This is a genomic window from Rhodococcus sp. OK302, from assembly GCF_002245895.1.
In the GTDB taxonomy this organism is placed as follows: domain Bacteria; phylum Actinomycetota; class Actinomycetes; order Mycobacteriales; family Mycobacteriaceae; genus Rhodococcus_F.
Map to the genome: position 1 here is coordinate 995,101 of NZ_NPJZ01000001.1, position 19,767 is coordinate 1,014,867.

15 protein-coding genes and 2 tRNA genes are annotated in these 19,767 nt (G+C 60.4%); 14 read left to right on the forward strand and 3 right to left on the reverse strand.

What is annotated here, in order from left to right; genetic code table 11:
- The 3 genes from yidD to rpmH are packed head-to-tail and all read right to left on the reverse strand — an operon-like array spanning position 1 to position 901.
- Positions 1-354 carry a membrane protein insertion efficiency factor YidD gene (gene yidD / locus BDB13_RS04500; protein WP_094270585.1) on the reverse strand — a complete coding sequence of 118 codons (354 nt, stop codon included), beginning with the start codon at positions 352-354 and terminating at the stop codon, positions 1-3.
- On the reverse strand, positions 351-731 hold the full coding sequence (gene rnpA, locus BDB13_RS04505) for a ribonuclease P protein component (RefSeq protein ID WP_094270586.1): 381 nt from the start codon (positions 729-731) through the stop codon (positions 351-353). Before rnpA ends, yidD begins: the two co-directional genes overlap by 4 nt.
- 26 nt (positions 732-757) lie before the next feature.
- Positions 758-901, reverse strand: coding sequence for a 50S ribosomal protein L34 (gene rpmH, locus BDB13_RS04510; RefSeq protein WP_094274674.1), 144 nt, complete (start codon positions 899-901; stop codon positions 758-760).
- A gap of 814 nt (positions 902-1,715) precedes the next feature.
- On the opposite strand from rpmH, the gene dnaA reads away from it, so the two are divergent.
- From dnaA to BDB13_RS04580, 14 genes are all read left to right on the forward strand, one after another.
- Positions 1,716-3,272, forward strand: a complete 1,557-nt coding sequence (gene dnaA, locus BDB13_RS04515) for a chromosomal replication initiator protein DnaA (protein WP_094270587.1) — start codon at positions 1,716-1,718, stop codon at positions 3,270-3,272.
- A 608-nt stretch (positions 3,273-3,880) separates the two neighbouring features.
- Positions 3,881-5,065, forward strand: coding sequence for a DNA polymerase III subunit beta (gene dnaN, locus BDB13_RS04520; RefSeq protein WP_094270588.1), 1,185 nt, complete (start codon positions 3,881-3,883; stop codon positions 5,063-5,065).
- Positions 5,066-5,122: 57 nt separating this feature from the next.
- Entirely contained in the window at positions 5,123-6,337 is a 1,215-nt protein-coding gene (recF, locus tag BDB13_RS04525; protein ID WP_094270589.1) for a DNA replication/repair protein RecF, read from the forward strand.
- Complete coding sequence (locus BDB13_RS04530) at positions 6,330-6,863, forward strand: DUF721 family protein (protein WP_094270590.1); 534 nt, start codon at positions 6,330-6,332, stop codon at positions 6,861-6,863. The genes recF and BDB13_RS04530 overlap by 8 nt, the downstream gene beginning before the upstream one ends.
- An 85-nt stretch (positions 6,864-6,948) precedes the next feature.
- Complete coding sequence (locus BDB13_RS04535; RefSeq protein ID WP_094270591.1) at positions 6,949-7,842, forward strand: metal-dependent hydrolase; 894 nt, start codon at positions 6,949-6,951, stop codon at positions 7,840-7,842.
- Positions 7,842-8,966 (forward strand): PDR/VanB family oxidoreductase, encoded by a 1,125-nt coding sequence (locus tag BDB13_RS04540; RefSeq protein ID WP_094274675.1) that lies wholly within the window; start codon positions 7,842-7,844, stop codon positions 8,964-8,966. Before BDB13_RS04535 ends, BDB13_RS04540 begins: the two co-directional genes overlap by 1 nt.
- A gap of 24 nt (positions 8,967-8,990) precedes the next feature.
- Positions 8,991-9,914: an alpha/beta fold hydrolase gene (locus tag BDB13_RS04545; RefSeq protein WP_094270592.1), complete on the forward strand. Its 924-nt coding sequence runs from the start codon at positions 8,991-8,993 to the stop codon at positions 9,912-9,914.
- 198 nt (positions 9,915-10,112) lie between these two features.
- Complete coding sequence (gene gyrB, locus BDB13_RS04550; protein WP_094270593.1) at positions 10,113-12,146, forward strand: DNA topoisomerase (ATP-hydrolyzing) subunit B; 2,034 nt, start codon at positions 10,113-10,115, stop codon at positions 12,144-12,146.
- Between the two features lie 91 nt (positions 12,147-12,237).
- Entirely contained in the window at positions 12,238-14,769 is a 2,532-nt protein-coding gene (gene gyrA / locus BDB13_RS04555; RefSeq protein ID WP_094270594.1) for a DNA gyrase subunit A, read from the forward strand.
- Positions 14,769-16,052 carry a DUF3566 domain-containing protein gene (locus BDB13_RS04560; protein WP_094270595.1) on the forward strand — a complete coding sequence of 428 codons (1,284 nt, stop codon included), beginning with the start codon at positions 14,769-14,771 and terminating at the stop codon, positions 16,050-16,052. Before gyrA ends, BDB13_RS04560 begins: the two co-directional genes overlap by 1 nt.
- Positions 16,053-16,126: 74 nt before the next feature.
- Positions 16,127-16,200 (forward strand) — tRNA-Ile (locus BDB13_RS04565).
- 175 nt (positions 16,201-16,375) lie between these two features.
- A tRNA-Ala gene (locus BDB13_RS04570) sits at positions 16,376-16,448 on the forward strand.
- A gap of 201 nt (positions 16,449-16,649) precedes the next feature.
- Positions 16,650-18,317, forward strand: a complete 1,668-nt coding sequence (locus tag BDB13_RS04575; RefSeq protein ID WP_094274676.1) for an alpha/beta hydrolase — start codon at positions 16,650-16,652, stop codon at positions 18,315-18,317.
- A 140-nt stretch (positions 18,318-18,457) separates the two neighbouring features.
- Positions 18,458-19,723, forward strand: coding sequence for a lipase family protein (locus BDB13_RS04580; protein ID WP_441347225.1), 1,266 nt, complete (start codon positions 18,458-18,460; stop codon positions 19,721-19,723).
- The last annotated feature ends 44 nt before the right edge of the window (positions 19,724-19,767 follow it).

Below are 19,767 nucleotides of genomic sequence, written 5' to 3' on the forward strand. Positions count from 1 at the left end.
CTAAGTACTCCTCTGTTCGTCCATAGGACCAGGGTGGCGGCAACCCGCATCACGGTCACGACGGGCAGGGACGGGGTCCCACCCTCCAGAATGCCAGGGGGCACACTTCGCCAACCGCACCACAGTCAAGAAAAGGCCTTTGATCGCCCCATGCGTGCGCAGCGCTTCGACTGCGTACTCACTACACGTGGGGGTAAACCGGCAGGTCGGCATCCGCAAGGGCGACACATATGTCCGGTACAGCTCGATACAGAAGATCAGAACAGTGGCGGGAGCACGACGCACGACCTTCAACACCGTCAAGAAACGGGAGGCCGAGGGAGATTCGATCTGCTCAGAGAGCGGAGTACTCATGGCTCTTCACTTACCGACACCAATAGGTTCATCTTTTTCAGACCTGCGCGCAGTTGCGTGGCCAGTTCCGCGGAACTGGCGGTGGCACTACCCGGAAGAGCACGGATAACCACGTCCGTCGCGGGCGAAACCTGCTGTGCAAGGTCTGCACAGATATGACGAAGCCGGCGCGCGACTCGATGTCGAATCACCGCCGGCCCGACAGCCTTGCTCACGATCAGCCCGAAACGGGGACCGTGATTTGTAACTACCAGCGCCTCTACTTGCTCGCGATCGAACGCGTGCACGACAAGGTCGCGTCTTCCCATACGACGACCGCGTCGCACCGCCACGGAAAAATCCGAGTGGCGACGCAACCGGTACGGCTCAGGCAACACCCCGAGCTCCTGAACTCAAAATCAGATCAGGCTGTAATGGATTCGCGGCCCTTACGGCGACGCGCCGAAACGATTGCACGACCCGCACGGGTACGCATACGAAGACGGAAGCCGTGAACACGCGCGCGGCGGCGATTATTCGGCTGGAACGTCCGCTTGCCCTTGGCCACGGTCAACACTCCTCGAAGTTCATTGGCGCCTCCCGGCGCCCTCAAATTTAATCGGCGCCACTTGAGCGCCTTGGATCTAGCCGGATCTAACTAGCTAGGACTAACAATGTTCTCCACCCGACAAGCGGCTTGGATAATCCTTCCGACCCGACATGTGTAGTCAGCACGAAACGATCACCGCCAACGGGTGACTGTTCGAGGTTACTTACCACCGTTGCGAAGGTCAAACCAGCACTTTCGGCGGACCCCTCACGCCGAGCAATGCGACACGCCAAAAGTCCGAAGATCCCACACATTTACCTGAACCTGTGCATAGGCCCGTGACCTCGAGCGAGGCAGCGAGTGTGACCTTGGCAACATTTTTGCAACCTGTGCTGGGGCAGACAAATCCCGGTGTACGCAATTCCGGCGCGGAACCACCCGACAAGGTCTCATCTGCACATTCGGTTCGAGGCGCAGGTTTCGACGCCGAAACCCGAGTTTCCACATTCATCCACAGGGCTGTGAGTATTAACGCATCGCTACCACCGAGTGTCCGACGCCTCGAGTCTCCACAAACGTGCTGGTAGATGGATTTCTTGTCCGAGTTTCAAGAAAACCGCCACAAAAAAACCGTCTCCGTGCACGTTTGTCCACATCTGTGGATAATTGTGTGGAAACACAGTTCAGGTGGCATATTCGTAGCCTTACGAGGTTCTCGCCTCAGGTGAGTCGATACACCGAAAGGTGCCACACCACCGAACATCCACGCCGCAGCAACGCGCTCGGCAGCGCCAGCACACTCACCTGTCGCCGAAACATGGGAAGGAACCACGTGAACGACGATCCCAACGCGCTCGCACGTGCCTGGGTCGACGTGGTTGCAGAACTCACGAGTGATGACCCCGGGAACGATCTTCCGATACTGAGCAGTAAGCAGAAGGCGTTCGTTCGTCTGGTGAAGCCGCTCACACTCGCGCAAGGATTTGCACTCCTCTCGGTTCCGTCGTCCTTCGCTCAAGAGACAATCGAACGCGATCTACGCGAACCGATTCTGCAAGCACTCGGACGACACCTCGGCGGGCAGGTAGAAGGACTCGGCGTCCGTATCGCTCCGCCTGACTCCGATCCGTCGGCCGAACCCGAAGAACGCACGGGAAGCAGACAGTTCGAATCGGTCAACAGTTCCGGTGCATACCGTCGGCGCCGATTCACCGAAGGTGACGGCGAACCCTCGGACTCCGAAACAGCCGAGAGCGAAGAAGTCGACGACGATCGGGAAGCACTCGCGAGCGTTCACGAATCGTGGCCGTCGTACTTCACGAAACCGCCGTCGACACCCTCGTCGTCCAACTCCGGCGCAAACAGCCTGAACGCGAAGTACACCTTCGACACCTTTGTCATCGGGTCTTCCAACCGTTTTGCGCACGCTGCTGCCGTCGCGATCGCCGAAGCCCCCGCCCGGGCGTACAACCCTCTCTTCATCTGGGGAGCGTCCGGACTGGGCAAGACGCATCTGCTGCACGCCGCCGGCCACTATGCACAACGACTCTTCCCGGGTATGCGCGTGAAATACGTCTCCACCGAAGAGTTCACGAACGACTTCATCAACAGTCTTCGTGACGACCGCAAGGTTGCGTTCAAGCGTCGCTACCGCGAAACAGATGTGCTGCTGGTCGATGACATCCAGTTCATCGAGGGCAAGGAAGGTATCCAGGAAGAGTTCTTCCACACCTTCAACACCCTGCACAACGCGAACAAGCAGATCGTCGTCTCCTCCGACCGGCCGCCCAAGCAGTTGGCAACCCTCGAGGAGCGACTGCGGACCCGATTCGAATGGGGCCTGATCACCGACGTTCAGCCGCCGGAACTCGAGACGCGTATCGCGATCTTGAGTAAGAAGGCGAGGATGGATCGCCTCGAGGTGCCGCACGACGTCCTCGAGCTGATCGCCAGCCGGATCGAGCGCAACATCCGCGAACTCGAGGGCGCGTTGATTCGTGTCACCGCATTTGCGTCGCTCAATCGTCAGCCGTTGGATCTGACGTTGGCCGAGGTTGTCCTTCGCGATCTGATGCCGGATTCGTCGAGCCTCGAGATCAATGCAGCGACGATCATGGCCGTCACGGCCGAATACTTCAATATGTCGATCGACGACCTGTGTGGGCCCGGTAAGGCCCGTCCGCTGGCACAGGCACGCCAGATCTCCATGTATTTGTGCCGTGAGCTGACGGATTTGTCATTGCCGAAGATCGGTCAGACATTCGGACGTGACCACACCACCGTCATGTATGCCGACAAGAAGATCCGTAAGGAAATGACCGAGCGTCGCAAGGTTTACGACCAGGTTCAGGAGCTGACGGCTCGGATCAAGCAGCGCTCTAAGCGCTGACCTGCAATTTTTCGAGCCGATGCCGCTCGAGGGGAGTTGTCCCTCGAGCGGCATCGGTGTTTTTCGGTGTCCTCGATTTAGCCCCTCGAGGGCGAACGCTCCTCCGAAACTCGCGACACGCCCGTGTTAGACACGCCGGTTTGACCGAACTCGGAAGTTCCTTTGAAAAGTATTCACATCTGGGGATAACTGTGTGGATAACTCCCAAAGTCTGTGGAGATCTCGAGGAGGAATCCGAAAACTTTTCAACTGTGCACAGAAGGGGCCAATCGCTCCTCGAGTCTGTCCTCGAGAAGTCCACAGGCCCTCGAGGGGGCAGACCTGCATCAACAACCGTTACTCCACAGATTGCACAGGACTTATTACTACTACTGAGAAATTTCTAGGAAAAGCTCTTTGAAAACAGAATTGGGGACAACTCCTGTTAGGAACCCCTCGAGGCGGACCGCCCGTCCCGGCTTCGGCTTTCCTCATCGCCCCTCGAGGGCATACGGTTGGCGTCGTTGCCGTCTGGGTCGGACTCGTCGTTACCGTCTGTGTCAGACTTGTGACGAGCTGATGCGGATTCGCACCACCAGAACATGACTACCGAGAGGAATCACCCGGCGATGGAGCTTGGAAGCCTGAAGTTTCGCGTTTCCCGGGAAGAATTCGCTGACTCAGTCGCGTGGGTTGCCCGCAGCCTGCCCTCGAGGCCGCCTGTTCCCGTCCTCGGCGGAGTTCTTCTCGATGCAACCGAACAGGGACTCACCGTCTCCGGATTCGACTACGAGGTGTCCGCTCAGGTCCGCGTCTCCGCAGATGTGACCACCGTGGGTCAAGTACTCGTCTCGGGTCGACTCTTGGCTGATATCACCAAGTCGCTGCCCAACAAGCCCGTCGATGTTTCCCTCGAGGGCACTCGAGTTCTCATCTCGTGCGGAAGCGCAAAGTTCTCCCTGCCCACAATGCCGGTCGAGGACTACCCCCAGCTTCCGACACTTCCGCAGCAATCCGGTTCCATCCCGGTTGACTTGTTCTCCGAAGCAATCAGCCAGGTCGCCATTGCTGCTGGTAAAGACGACACCCTGCCGATGCTGACGGGTATTCGCGTCGAGATCAAGCAGAATTCCATCGTCCTTGCCGCAACAGACCGTTTCCGTCTCGCTGTCCGTGAGCTCGAGTGGACTCCGGCCAATCCGGATGTCGAAGCCGCAGTTCTCATCCCGGCCAAGACTTTGTCCGAATCCGCGAAAACTCTTGCCGGCAATGCAAATTCGCCGGTCGAGCTCGCACTCGGTTCCGGCTCGAGCATCGGCAACGACGGCCTCCTCGGCATTGTGAACGACGGTCGTCGTACAACGACGCGTCTCCTCGATGCAGAGTTCCCCAAGTTTCGTCAGTTGCTGCCCGCGACTCACACAGCCATGGCAACCGTCGAGGTCGCTCCGCTGATCGAGGCCATCAAGCGCGTGGCTCTCGTGGCTGAGCGTGGCGCTCAGGTGCGTATGCAGTTCTCCACTGAAGGTCTCCTGCTCTCCGCTGGTGGCGACGACGCCGGCCGCGCCGAGGAAACCCTCAATGCGACGTTCCAGGGTGAACCGCTGACCATCGCGTTCAACCCCGGATACCTGAACGACGGATTGACCTCGCTGCACAGCGAAAACGTCCTGTTCGGCTTCACGACTCCCAGCCGTCCGGCTGTTCTGCGTCCGGCTACCGAAGAAGATCCGACTCCGGACGAGTCCGGTAACTTCGCTGCGCCCTCGAGCGAGTACACCTACCTGCTGATGCCGGTTCGTCTTCCCGGCTGATAGTTGTCGTCGGAGAGTCCTGGTGGCTCTCCGACATTCGGATCCGGGGAAACCACAGTGTTCGTTCGTAGATTCTCGTTGCGGGACTTCCGTTCCTGGGATTCCCTGACACTCGACCTTCTGCCGGGTACAACCGTGTTCCTCGGTTCCAACGGGCACGGTAAAACCAATATCCTCGAGTCACTCGGTTACTTGTCGACGCTGTCGTCTCATCGCGTTTCGGCCGATGCTCCGATGATTCGCAGCGGTACTGCTAGCGCATTTGCCGGTGCCACAGTGGTCAATGCGGGGCGCGAGCTTACGATCGACGTCGAGTTGATCGAAGGAAAGTCCAACCGCGCCAGGATAAATCAGTCGCCGACGCGGCGTCCCCGTGAAGTTCTGGGAATTCTGCAGTCAGTGATGTTCGCTCCCGAAGACTTGTCTTTAGTGCGTGGTGATCCCAGTGACCGTCGACGCTATCTCGACGAACTGTTGACGTCGCGGATTCCCCGAATGGCTGCTGTCCGTGCCGATTACGACAAAGTATTGCGTCAACGCTCGGCGCTCCTGAAGACAGCCGGCGCGGCTCTTCGACGTGGGTCCGGCGAGAATGTGCTCTCCACCCTCGAGGTGTGGGACGGGCATCTTGCTGCTCACGGGGCACAACTGTTGGCCGGACGCCTCGAGTTGGTTCACGATCTTGCACCCCATCTCGCAGAGTCATATCGATCGATAGCGCCGGAATCTCGGCCTGCTTCGATCCGTTATCGAAGCAGCCTCGGAACCTCGTTGAATCCCGAATTCACTGATCCGACAAGGGTTCCCGGAATCGACGACGTCGCGTACCTCGAGGAGCGTTTTCACCACGAACTGTCGGTGATGCGAACCAAGGAAATCGACCGGGGTGTGTGTCTCGTCGGTCCACATCGTGATGACCTCGAGTTGGTTCTCGGCGATACTCCCGCGAAAGGCTTTGCCAGCCATGGGGAATCGTGGTCGTATGCACTCTCGCTGCGACTGGCCGGGTTCTCGCTGCTGCGGACCGACGGTAGCGATCCCGTGCTTCTTCTCGACGATGTTTTTGCCGAACTGGATCGGCGTCGTCGACAGGCCTTGGCAGCGGTTGCCGCCACCGCTGAACAGGTCCTTATCACCGCCGCAGTTCCCGAGGACGTTCCCGAGGAACTCGAGGCAGCCAAGTTCGGCGTCGAAGCGTCGGAAACCCCCGAAGGTCGGATTTCGCGGATAGTCTCGAAGGATCTACCCGAGGAGGTCGAATCCGATGAGTGACGAGAAGGAACCGGAACTACGGGGAATCGACCTGGCCCGCCGCGCCCTCGAGGAGGCCCGCGCTGCTGCCAAAGCCAACGGCAAATCCGTCGGGCAGGGACGCTCGTCGCCAAAGTTCGGCAGCGGCCGACCACGTCGTCGAGGCGGTTGGTCCGGTCCCGGTCCCGATGCCCGCGATCCACAACCGTTCGGCTCCTTGACCAGCGCGATATCGAAATCGCGTGGATGGTCACCCAAGGTGTCCGAGGGCACCGTGCTGGGCCGCTGGCCACAGGTGGTCGGTGAAGATATTTCTGCGCACGCCGAACCGATTTCTCTGCGTGACGGCGTTTTGAGTATCTCGGCAGAGTCCACGGCGTGGGCTACTCAGCTGCGGATGATGCAGTCCCAGATCCTTGCGAAAATCGCTGCTGCGGTGGGTGACGGCGTCGTGAAGACACTTCGAATCACCGGACCGAGTGCGCCGAGCTGGCGGAAGGGTGAACGGCACGTCAAAGGCCGTGGACCTCGCGATACTTACGGCTGAGCGAGCCTAGTTATACCTATTACTTCATGTTACAGTTAACCTTCGTCATAGGTGAACTGTGTCACAGGCATGAGGAGTAATCGAAATGTCGAGCAAGATTTACGCTGAGCCCGACCACATTCTGTTGCAGGCTCGCAACGTCGAATTCGACTGGTCAGACCTTCCCATGCACTGGATTCCCGGTGATCCGTTCAGTACTCACGTACTCAACGTGCTGCACCTGTTGCTGCCGGCGGGAGAAGCGTGGTTCGTCGAAACGTTCAAAGAAGCACTCCCGCTCATCGAGGACGAGAAGCTTCGCGAAGACGTCGTCGGATTCATCGGACAGGAAGCCATGCACGCGGGCGCGCACACCGGCGTTCTTGTCCATCTGAAGGAAAACGGGCTGGATCCGACGCCGTATACCCAGCAGATGGAATGGACGTTCTCGAAGCTGCTCGGGCCTCGCCCGATGACGGGTTTGCGGGCCGAGAATCACCTGGTCGAACGGTTGGCGATCATCGCAGCCATCGAACACATCACGGCATTTCTCGGTGACTGGGTTCTCAACGCCAAGGGTCTCGATCGTGCGGGAATGCACCCGACCATGCTCGATCTGCTCCGCTGGCACGGTGCCGAAGAAGTGGAACACCGCTCGGTGGCGTACGACGTCATGCGCTACTTCGACAAGCGTGAAAGCCGCAGAATTCGTACTCAGATCCTGGTGACGCCCGTAATTGTCTGGCTGTGGATCCGCGGAACCAGATTCCTGATGCGAAACGATCCCGAACTCGCTGCGCAGGCGCCGAGCCGGCGTCGCCCGCATCTCTCCGATTTTGTCGCCGCCGGCAAGCGGGGCACCGTGCCGACAAGCTACGAGTTGGTGAAGCGGATGTCGACGTACTTCTCGAAGTCGTACCATCCCAGCAACGAGGGCTCGACGGCCCAGGCGGTGAAGTATTTGGCGTCCTCGCCGGCAGCTCAGGCGGCAGCAAAGTGATTCCCTCCATCTCCAGGATCAAGGACGTTCTGACCGGGCACGGCGGGTTGCCGCGGTACCAGGCTCCGCCGGATCTTGCCGGCCGCGGACGACCCGACCGAGCCATGCAACTTACAGAGTTGTTGGCGGACAAGTACCTTCGTGTCTTGACGGCCTACGACTACAACCCGAAGATTGCCGGCCACAACCCTGATACCGCCCTGAAAATGGTGGTTGCCTCGAGGGAAGTGATCGCGACGGATGAAAATGTGGTTCGGCTGCGCTTTGAATCAACCGATGACGTAGCACTTCCGCCGTGGCATCCCGGTTCGCACCTGGACTTCCACTTGCCTTCCGGTCTACGCCGACAGTATTCGTTGTGCGGTGACCCTGGCGACGTCACGGGATACAGCGTCGCGGTGCGCCGGATTCCTGACGGCGGCGGCGGATCGATCGAAATGCATGCCCTGCAACCCGGTGATCACGTCACGGTTCGAGGACCGCGCAACGGTTTTCCCTTTGTCGCCGGTGGAAGCGCACTATTTGTAGCCGGCGGCATCGGTATCACGCCGATTATTGCAATGGTCAGGGCTGCAAGAGAATTGGGAATGGACTGGTACTTCGTGTATTCGGGCCGCTCCCGCGAATCCATGCCGTTCCTCGGCGAGATTGCCGGCTGGGACCCGGAGCGAGTGTTTGTGCGACCCGATGACGAATACGGGTTACCTACCGCTGCAGATCTTTTGGGGCACGCTCCGGTAGGTGGGGCAGTGTACTGCTGTGGTCCGACACCGATGCTCGACGCCGTACGCACCGGGTTTCGTGAAACACCTTCCACAGCTTTGCATTTCGAAAGGTTTGGTGCGCCGCCGGTAACAGACGGCGTCCCGTTCGAAGTGCAACTGGTCAACTCGGGCCGCGTATTGGCCGTTCCGGCCGATCAATCTGCATTGGACGTCATCAAGAAAACCTTGCCGGGAGTCGGTTACTCCTGTCAGCAGGGGTTCTGCGGTACCTGCCGCGTCAAGGTACTCGCCGGCACTCCGGATCACCGCGAAAATCGTTTGACCGACACCGAGCGGGAAAACGAGATGCTCATCTGCGTCTCGCGTTCCGACGGTGGACGACTTGTGCTCGATCTCTAGATTCTCGTACCGAAAGGTTCACCGATGACCAAGCACTCTCCTCTTCATGCCGTGACCGCTCGCCGCGTCACCAACGGTGCCGTCAGCCTGGCCGTGTTCGAGCAGGGACCAGCAGACGGCGAAACCATCGTCCTGGTCCACGGTTGGCCCGATACCCACGAACTGTGGAGTCGCGTCGCACCGTTGTTGGCCGACGATTTCCGCGTGGTGAGTTACGACAGTCGCGGCGCCGGCGAGAGCACCGTTCCGTCGCGAGTGCAGGATTATCAGCTCAGCGCACTGGCCGCTGATCTGTTTGCCGTCATCGACGCAGTCAGCCCCGGCAAACCGGTTCACGTCCTCGCTCACGACTGGGGATCCGTCGAAGCCTGGGAAGCGGTGTGCGAACCCGGCGCGGAAGAGAAGATCGCGTCGTTCAGTTCCATCTCGGGCCCCAATCTCGACCATCTCGGAAAATGGATCCGGTCCAGTGCGTCCAAGCGACGTTTTCTCGGTCCGGCAGCGCAGGGAGTGGCGTCGGCGTACACCGTTCTTTTTCAGATTCCGGGCCTCTGCACGGTGCCGCTGAGGTTGTGGTTTTCGAAGCATTGGCCGGCGTTCCTCGGATTTTTCGACGGTCTCGACCCGAAATTGGTGAACACGGCACCGACGATCGCAGATGACATGGTCAACGGACTCAAGCTCTACCGGGCGAATATCAGGGCGTCTCTCGGCAAGCCTCGGGACAGGTTTACGGACGTGCCCGTTCAGTTGATACTGAACAAGTACGACAAGGCGGTCCGGCCGGTGGGTTACGAGGATACCGAAAAATGGGTCTCTGACCTGCGGCGAAGCGAGATTCCTGCTGGTCATTGGTCGCCAATTTCGCACGCCGGTGACGTTGCCGAACATGCGCGGGCATTTATTACGACCCTGGGCGAGCGTCGCTCAGTCAAGCAATCTTCCTAGCGTTTCACCTTCCCGGGGCCAAAATAATTCGCCTGCGACGCAACCAGGGGTGTCATTGAGCGGTTCCTGTCGGTGCTTACCAGTAAGATGAATTTCGGTAACTAGCGGCAACATTCTCGAACCCGCTCCGACGACACCCCGCAAGGGTTTGCTGACGGTTGCGCTCGAGTATTGACGGAGAAGGAGAGCTACCCACCCGTGGCTGCCCAGAAGTCAGATACAAGCACGTCCAGCAAGGACTACAACGCATCGTCCATCACGGTCCTCGAAGGACTGGAAGCGGTACGTAAGCGCCCAGGCATGTACATCGGTTCCACCGGTGAACGCGGCCTGCACCACCTGATTTGGGAGGTCGTAGACAACTCTGTCGACGAGGCGATGGCCGGACACGCCACTAAGGTCGAGGTCACCCTCCTCGAGGACGGTGGCATCCGCGTCGTCGACGACGGCCGCGGCATCCCGGTCGGAATGCACTCCTCCGGGGTTCCCACCGTTGAGGTCGTGCTGACCCAGCTGCACGCCGGCGGCAAGTTCGACTCCGATTCGTATGCGGTCTCCGGTGGTCTGCACGGTGTCGGCATCTCGGTGGTCAACGCGCTCTCCACCAGGCTCGACGTCGACATCAAGGTCGACGGTTACGAGTGGCATCAGACGTACACGGACTCCAAGCCGGGTGAGCTGATTCAAGGACCAGCCACCAAGGAGACCGGAACCACGGTCACCTTCTGGGCTGACCCGGAAATCTTCGAGACCACTCGCTACAACTTCGAGACCGTCGCGCGTCGACTGCAGGAGATGGCCTTCCTCAACAAGGGCCTCACCATCACGCTCGCCGACGAGCGGGCCGAGGTCATCGACGTCGACGAAGATGCGCTCGATGTCGCCGAAGCGCCCAAGTCGGCTGAAGCGCAGGAAGCTGTCGCGGCAGCACCTCGCAAGGCCAAGACCCGCGTCTACCATTACCCGGGTGGCCTCGAGGACTACGTTCGCCACATCAACAAGTCCAAGACCCCCATCCACAACTCGGTTGTCGGCTTCACAGCCAAGGGCACGGGCCACGAGCTCGAGGTCGCGATGCAGTGGAACTCCGGTTACTCGGAGTCCGTGCACACCTTCGCCAACACCATCAATACACATGAGGGTGGAACGCACGAAGAAGGTTTCCGCGCCGCACTGACCACGGTCGTCAACAAGTACGCGCGTGACAAGAAGCTGCTCAAAGAAAAAGAGCAGAATCTCAACGGCGACGACATCCGTGAGGGCCTCGCAGCTATCGTCTCCGTCAAGGTCGGCGAGCCGCAGTTCGAGGGTCAGACCAAGACGAAGCTCGGCAACACCGAGGTCAAATCGTTTGTGCAGAAGGCGTGCAACGAGCACCTTCAGCATTGGCTCGAGGCGAATCCCGCCGACGCTAAGACGATCGTGAACAAGGCCGTCTCTTCGGCTCAGGCACGTATCGCTGCTCGTAAGGCCCGCGAGTTGGTGCGTCGTAAGAGCGCCACCGATCTCGGTGGCCTGCCCGGCAAGCTCGCAGACTGCCGCTCCAACGATCCGGCAAAGTCCGAGATCTACATCGTGGAGGGCGACTCCGCAGGTGGCTCGGCAAAGTCCGGTCGCGACTCGATGTACCAGGCGATCCTGCCGCTGCGCGGAAAAATCCTCAACGTCGAGAAGGCCCGTCTCGATCGTGCGTTGAAGAACACCGAAATCCAGTCGATGATCACCGCTTTCGGTACCGGTATCCACGACGAATTCGATATCGCAAAGTTGCGCTATCACAAGATCGTGCTCATGGCCGACGCCGACGTGGACGGTCAGCACATCGCGACCCTGCTGCTCACCCTGCTGTTCCGCTTCATGCGGCCGCTGGTCGAGTCCGGCAAGGTCTATCTCGCACAGCCGCCGCTGTACAAGCTCAAATGGCAGCGCAGTGAGCCCGACTTCGCTTATTCGGACCGTGAACGCGACGTCCTGGTAAAGGCTGGCCTCGCGGCCGGCAAGAAGATCAACAAGGACGACGGCATCCAGCGCTACAAAGGCCTCGGCGAGATGAATGCCAAGGAACTGTGGGAAACCACGATGGACCCGTCGGTGCGAGTTCTGCGTCTCGTCACGCTCGACGACGCGGCCGCTGCCGACGAGCTGTTCAGCGTGCTGATGGGCGAGGACGTCGAGGCCAGGCGCAGCTTCATCATCCGCAATGCCCGGGATGTTCGTTTCCTCGACGTGTAGGGCCTCTGGCCCTGTGCGCCTTTTCGGTAGTTCGACCTACCAAGAAGGCGCACGAGGGGCTTGCCCCCATTCTTCTTAAGAAAGTGAGCTCATGACCGACACCACGTTGCCACCGGACGGTCCGCAACACGACCGGATCGAACCGGTCGACATCCAGCAGGAAATGCAGAACAGCTACATCGACTACGCCATGAGCGTCATCGTCGGTCGCGCTCTGCCGGATGTGCGCGATGGTCTGAAGCCCGTGCACCGCCGCGTGCTGTACGCGATGTACGACACCGGAAATCGTCCCGACCGCGGATACGTGAAGTCTGCCCGACCGGTCGCCGAGACCATGGGTAACTACCACCCCCACGGCGACTCCTCGATCTACGACACCCTGGTTCGTATGGCCCAGCCGTGGTCGCTGCGGTACCCCCTCGTTGACGGCCAGGGAAACTTCGGTTCCCGAGGCAACGACGGCGCTGCCGCCATGCGTTACACCGAGTGCCGGCTTACGCCGCTCGCGATGGAAATGCTGCGTGAAATCGACCACGAGACAGTCGATTTCACACCGAACTACGACGGTAAGACCCAGGAACCTACGGTTCTTCCCAGCCGTATTCCGAACCTGCTGATCAATGGTTCCAACGGTATTGCCGTCGGTATGGCCACCAACATCCCGCCGCACAACCTGCGTGAAGTTGCCGACGCCATCTACTGGGCGCTCGAGAACTACGAAGCCGACGAGGAATCCACCCTCGCGGCCGTCATGGAACGAGTCAAGGGTCCCGACTTCCCGACCCACGGCTTGATCGTCGGCGGCCAGGGAATCCAGGATGCCTACACCACCGGCCGCGGATCCGTCCGCATGCGCGGTGTGGTCGAGGTCGAAGAAGATGCCAAGGGCCGCACCACAATTGTCATCACCGAGCTGCCCTACCAGGTCAACCCGGACAACCTGATCACCTCGATCGCGGATCAGGTTCGTGATGCCAAGATCGGTGGCATCTCCGATATCCACGACGAGTCCTCGGACCGCGTCGGCATGCGCATTGTCGTCACGGTCAAGCGTGACGCCGTCGCCAAGGTCGTGCTGAACAACCTTTACAAGCACACCCAGTTGCAGACCAGCTTCGGCTGCAACATGCTCTCCATCGTCGACGGAGTGCCGCGCACGCTGCGCCTCGACCAGATGATCCGTCTGTACACGACGCATCAGCTCGAGGTCATCGTCCGTCGTACCAAGTACCTGCTCCGCAAGGCTGAAGAGCGCGCTCACATCCTGCGTGGTCTGGTCAAGGCTCTCGACGCGTTGGACGAGGTCATCGCCCTGATCCGTGCGTCGCAGACTGTTGACGTCGCTCGCGCCGGACTGATGAACCTCCTCGAGGTCGACGAAATCCAGTCGGACGCCATCCTCGCGATGCAGTTGCGTCGTCTGGCAGCTCTCGAGCGTCAGAAGATCGTCGACGAATTGGCCGAGATCGAGATCGAGATCGCGGATCTCGAAGACATTCTGGCCAAGCCGGAGCGTCAGCGTGCGATCGTCCGTGACGAGCTCAAGGAAATCGTCGACAAGTACGGCGACGACCGTCGTACCCGCATCATCGCCGCTGACGGAGACGTCAACGACGAAGATCTGATCGCCCGCGAAGACGTCGTCGTCACCATCACGGAGACCGGCTACGCCAAGCGCACCAAGACCGACCTCTACCGCTCGCAGAAGCGCGGCGGCAAGGGCGTTCAGGGTGCCGGCCTCAAGCAGGACGACATCGTCTCGCACTTCTTCGTCACCTCGACGCACGACTGGCTCCTCTTCTTCACCACGAAGGGCCGCGTCTACCGCGCCAAGGCATACGAACTGCCCGAAGCCAGCCGTACTGCTCGCGGCCAGCACGTCGCGAACCTGCTGGCCTTCCAGCCGGACGAGCGCATCCAGTCCGTCATCCAGATCAAGACGTACGAAGACGCGCCCTACCTCGTGCTCGCCACCCGCAACGGTCTGGTCAAGAAGTCCAAGCTCACCGACTTCGACTCCAACCGCAGTGGCGGCATCGTCGCGATCAACCTGCGCGACGAAGACGAACTGGTCGGTGCTGTTCTCTGCTCCGCTGACGACGATCTGCTTCTCGTCTCGGCACAGGGACAGTCGATCCGCTTCTCCGCGACCGACGAAGCGTTGCGTCCGATGGGCCGCGCCACTTCCGGCGTCCAGGGCATGCGCTTCAACGGCGAGGACGAGCTGCTCTCACTCAACGTTGTCAGTGAGGGTAAGTACCTCCTGGTCGCGACGTCGGGCGGTTACTCCAAGCGAACCGGCATGGAGGACTACCCGGTCCAGGGCCGCGGCGGCAAGGGCGTACTCACGATTCAGTACGACAAGAAACGTGGCACTCTGGTCGGTGCGCTCATCGTCGACGACGACGACGAGCTGTACGCGATCACCTCGGGCGGCGGCGTTATTCGTACCGCAGCCAAGCAGGTTCGTAAGGCCGGACGCCAGACCAAGGGTGTCCGTCTGATGAACCTCGGCGACGGCGATACCCTGCTCGCAATTGCGCGCAACGCCGACGAACCCGAAGAGATTGCTGCCGAGAACACCGACAGCGCAGACAATGCCGATGGAGCTAAGGAGTCTTAGTGAGCACTCCCAACCAGCCGGGCAGTGACCAGAAGAGCGAGAGCACTTCCGGTTCGACGCCACCGAAGCCGGAGCAGGTAACTGCTCCGGCGGGTGCCGGGGGCTCTAAGCCCCCGGCCGACGCCAAGCCTGACGGGCCTACGGCCGGCGCCAAGGCACCGGCAGAGAAGCAGGCAGTGCCTGTGGCGGACAAGCCTGTGGCGCCTGTGGCAGACAAGTCAGCTGCGCCGCTGGCTGGGAAGCCGGCAGCGGCGGGTGCAGAGAAGAGTTCATCTTCCGCACCCGCGGCCGCCGCGCCGAAAGCTCCCGCCGCGCCGAAAGCTCCCGATACACCGAAAGCTCCTGAGGCTCCGACAGCTCAGGCTCGCGGCAATCAGGCTCCTCCGTGGCAGCGTGGTCAGCAGTCGCCCAAGCAACCGGGTCCTCAGCAGCAACCGGGTCCGGCGCAGCAGTCAGGTCCGAAACAGCAGCGGGAACCTCAGACCAACATCACGCGTCCTGCCGCACCCGGACCTGACGTGCGGAAAGGCCAGCCTGCGCCGGCCGCTCAGGCTGGGAAGCCGCCGACCGGTCCAGCAAATCAGCGACCGGCCGGCCGTCCTTCCGGCGCGCCGCAGGGTGCGGCACCGTCCGTCCGTCCGTCCGGCCCACCGCCGGTCCGTCCGGCCGGCCAGCAGACACGACCGGTGATTACCGGGACAGCCGCACCCAAGGGGCAGAATCTGCCGGCTGGAAACCCTGCGGCTGGAAACTTCAAGGACCCGAGCCCCAAAGCGAAGGCCGCGGCCATCGACGGTCCGACTCGGCACATCAGCCGTAAGGATCTGCCGAAGGACATGCCGGACCTCTCCGAGGCGAAGCATCCATTGCCGCAGACAGCAGTGAGTGACAAATCTCACGTAGCTGCTGGGCAGGCATCGGATGGGGCGCCATTGCGGGCGACTGTGCAGATTCGTCGTATCGATCCGTGGTCCACGCTCAAGATCACATCCGTAATTTCGGTGTCGCTGTTCTTCGTGTGGATGGTGGCTGTGGGCCTCCTTTACGTCGTTCTGGACGGCATGGGCGTCTGGGACCGCCTGAACAACGCGTTCACGGACATCGTGTCGGATTCGAGTTCGGGTGGACTGGTGACGGCCGGGCAGGTTTTCGGTTACTCCGCAGTGATCGGTGTGGCCAACATGGTGTTGTTCACGGCGCTCGTCACGATCGGTTCGTTCATTTACAACCTCTGCTGTGATCTCGTTGGTGGCGTTGAGGTAACTCTCGCCGACCGCGACTGACCTGCGGAAACGTTGCTCCGCCGGACCCGTTTTGGTGTTGCGGGACCGGTGGGGTAATCTTTGGACCGGTTCAGGGGCCTATAGCTCAGGTGGTTAGAGCGCTTTACTGATAATGAAGAGGTCGGAGGTTCAAGTCCTCCTAGGCCCACTCCTTGTGCCGAAGAAGGGTTGCTGGAATGAAGGTTTTCCTGCTTGTCGGGGCCGGCGTTCTGGTGTCTCTCGTAGTCACCAAGCTGATCAAAAGTCGGCGCGGAGGCAAGGTTTGGCACGATTTGGAAACAGGATAGAACATAGGTATTCTGACTCCGGTCGGAAAACCGAACGGGGCCTTAGCTCAGTTGGTAGAGCGCTGCCTTTGCAAGGCAGATGTCAGGAGTTCGAATCTCCTAGGCTCCACAGTGAAATAGATTGACAGAAAACACCCTCCCGGGAAACCGGGAGGGTGTTTTTGTATGTCTGCCGGTATCCCCGCCCCGCTATCGAGCGAACGCCACGTTCATCGCCTTAGATGCGCCGAAAGGTACGTTCGCTCTGCCGCTGTGGCGGGCACAGGCGAAGGAATGGGCCATTTCCCAGGGCGACGCATACGATTCCCGCATGAAACCTGTGTGGGACCACCTGCGCCGATATTTCGGGACATTGCATCCCGTCGGCCTCGCCTTTGCCCTGGTCTTTTTTGTGTGGTCCATGTCGCCCTCACTGCTTCCGCGGGCCTGGTATCTGCAGGGCGTTGCGACGGGCATCTCCTTGGCGATGGGCTACGCACTCGGAACGCTGATCGCGTGGATGGTCCGCAAGTGTGGTGTGGAACCTAAGTGGGCTGAGCGGACGAAGAAGATCGCATGGTGGGTCATGGCGGCCGCAGCGGTGATTCTGGTCCCTCTGTTCCTGGTCCTCGGGTCATGGTGGCAGCAGATCGTCCGGGGTTTGGTGGAGATGCCGCCTACCAATCAGGCGAACTACCTCTTGGTGCTGATCATTTCGGTGTTCATCTGGTTCATCCTGCTCGAGGCGGCTCGGGGCCTCCGCTTCGCGACTAATCGTTTGACGCAGGTCGCTCTGCGATTTGTACCCAAGGAGGCGGCAAAGGTCGCCAGCCTCGTTGTTGTGTTCGCCTTCGGCTTCTTTGTCATCAACGGTGCGCTGTACAACGGGTTGATCGCGTTCGCGAACTGGAGTTTCTCCGGGGCGGATACCGAGACGCCTGACGGCATCGAGCAGCCTCTGATTGCCGAGCGCAGTGGTTCGCCCATGTCACCGGAAGCTTGGGACACTCTGGGGCAGGAGGGACGCACTTTCATGGGTAGCGGGCCCACTGCGGAAGAGATTTCACAGTTGACCGGGCGCGCCGCGAAACAACCGATCCGGGTGTACGCGGGACGTGAGTCCTCGGATTCGATTCGTGGTGTCGCGGACCGCGTGGTGGCGGAATTGAAGCGTACGGGCGGATTCGATCGTGGAACGTTGGCTGTGGTGACGACGACCGGTCGCGGTTGGGTCAACGAGGACGTGGCGTCGTCGTTCGAGTACGTCGAGGACGGCAACACGGCCATCGCGTCGATGCAGTATTCGTTCCTTCCGAGTCCGTTGGCCTTCATCGCGGACCGTGAGACGCCGATGGTCGCAGGTCGCGCGCTGTTCAATGCAGTCTTTGCCGAGTGGATCGACATGCCGGTGGAGACGCGTCCCAAGCTTGTTGTGTTCGGTGAGAGCCTCGGCTCCTACGGTGGACAGGCCGCGTTTGCCGGCGCTCAGGACATGATGACTCGCGTCGACGGCGCATTGTGGGTGGGAACACCGAACTTCACGGCTCAGTGGCAGGAGATCACTAATGATCGCGACGAGGGTTCCCGCGAGATTCTTCCCGTGATCGACGGTGGCCAGACGATCCGGTTTGCGGCGGACCCTGAAGACCTCGAATTGAAGGCCGACTGGGAAGACGACCGAATCGTCTACTGGCAGCACGCAAGTGATCCGATTACCTGGTGGTCTTTCGACCTCCTGTTCCACAAGCCGGATTGGCTGCGGGAGAAGCCGGAGGGTCGTGACGTCGATCCGGGGATGACGTGGATTCCGTTGGTGACGTTCTGGCAGGTCACTCTGGACATGGTGTTCTCGGCGGATGTTCCGTCCGGTCACGGGCACAATTACGGCGAAGATGCGGCGGACATGTGGGCGAATATCTTGCATCCCGCGACGTGGACGCCGGAGAACACAAACCAGTTGCGCGCGATCCTGACAACAAATGTGGAGCCTACCAAGTAGTTGAAAGTGGTTGCAGTACAGCCATTTAAGTGACTGACCTTATCGGATTGACCGAAATGAGGTATGTGTTACCCTGCGTTCACTGTGTGTCAGGCCACAGTGCTCATCGACGTGGGGAGAACGTGAACGTGAAAAGCCGAATGTGGTGGGTCGCCGGCATGTCCGTTGCAGCACTGGTCGTCAGTGCTGCAACGGCGCCGTTTGCGGCGGCAGAACCAACGGATTTCTACACTCCGCCGACGGACTTGCCGCCCGGAAGCAACGGCGATCTCATCAAAGCGGAGCCGACGTCCTTGATGCTGAGCGTGCCCGGAAGCAACGGTCCGTGGCCGGCGACCGCCACCAAGATCATGTACCGCAGCGAGGATGCCGAGGGCGTTCCCGTCGCTGTCACCGGCACCTACCTCGAGCCGGTTAACCCGTGGACCGGACAGGGGGCGCGTCCAATGGTTGCCGCAGCAGTGGGTACGCACGGGCAAGGCGACCAGTGTGCACCATCGAAGCTGTTCAACACGGGCCTCGAATATCGGTTCCCGACAGACGTGATGGTCGGCTACGAGTCGATTTGGGTAAACATGTTGCTGCTCAACGGGATTGCCGTAGTGGTGACGGACTACGACGGCCTGGGAACTCCGGGCGATCACACCTACGTGAACCGTGCGGCCGAGGCTTATGCGGTTCTGGATTCGGTGCGCGCCGCGCAACAATTGCCCAATGCCAGTATCTCCGGCAATGGTCCCGTCGGACTGTGGGGTTACTCGCAGGGCGGCGGAGCTGCCGCGGCCGCAACGGAATTGAAGCCGTCGTACGCGCCGGAACTTGATCTGAAGGGCACGTATGCGGGCGCTCCGCCGGCCGATCTGGCGGCAACGCTGGCACAGGTCGACGGCACGTTCCTCACCGGCGTCATCGGATACGCACTCAACGGAATTCTGGCGCAGTACCCGGAAGTCGAACCGCTGATCGACGCAGAGATCAACGATCGCGGTCGACAGATGCTGGCAGCTACCAAGAATCAGTGCGTCGGCGAGACGGGATTGGAATTCGGATTCCAGGACTCGTCCAGTTTTACCAAGTCGGGTGAATCGTTGTCGGCGGTCCTCGCACGTTTGCCGCTTGCTCAGGAAATCCTGGACGAGCAGAAGATCGGTAATCTGACTCCGACGTCACCGGTCCTGATCCAGCACGGCCGATCCGACGACATAGTTCCGTTCGGTCAAGGGCAGGAACTTGCCCGCGACTGGTGCAACAACGGTGCGACAGTACAGTTTTCGATGAATGAATTGCCGCCGATCATTCCGGGAATGGCAGTAAACCATGTAGCTACCTACGTGGCGGGAACCCCAGAATCCGTCGGGTACATGATCGATCGCTTCAATAACGTTCCGGCACCGTCCAACTGCTGACGGAGCACTGAAAAGCCCCGGAACACTTGGTGTTCCGGGGCATT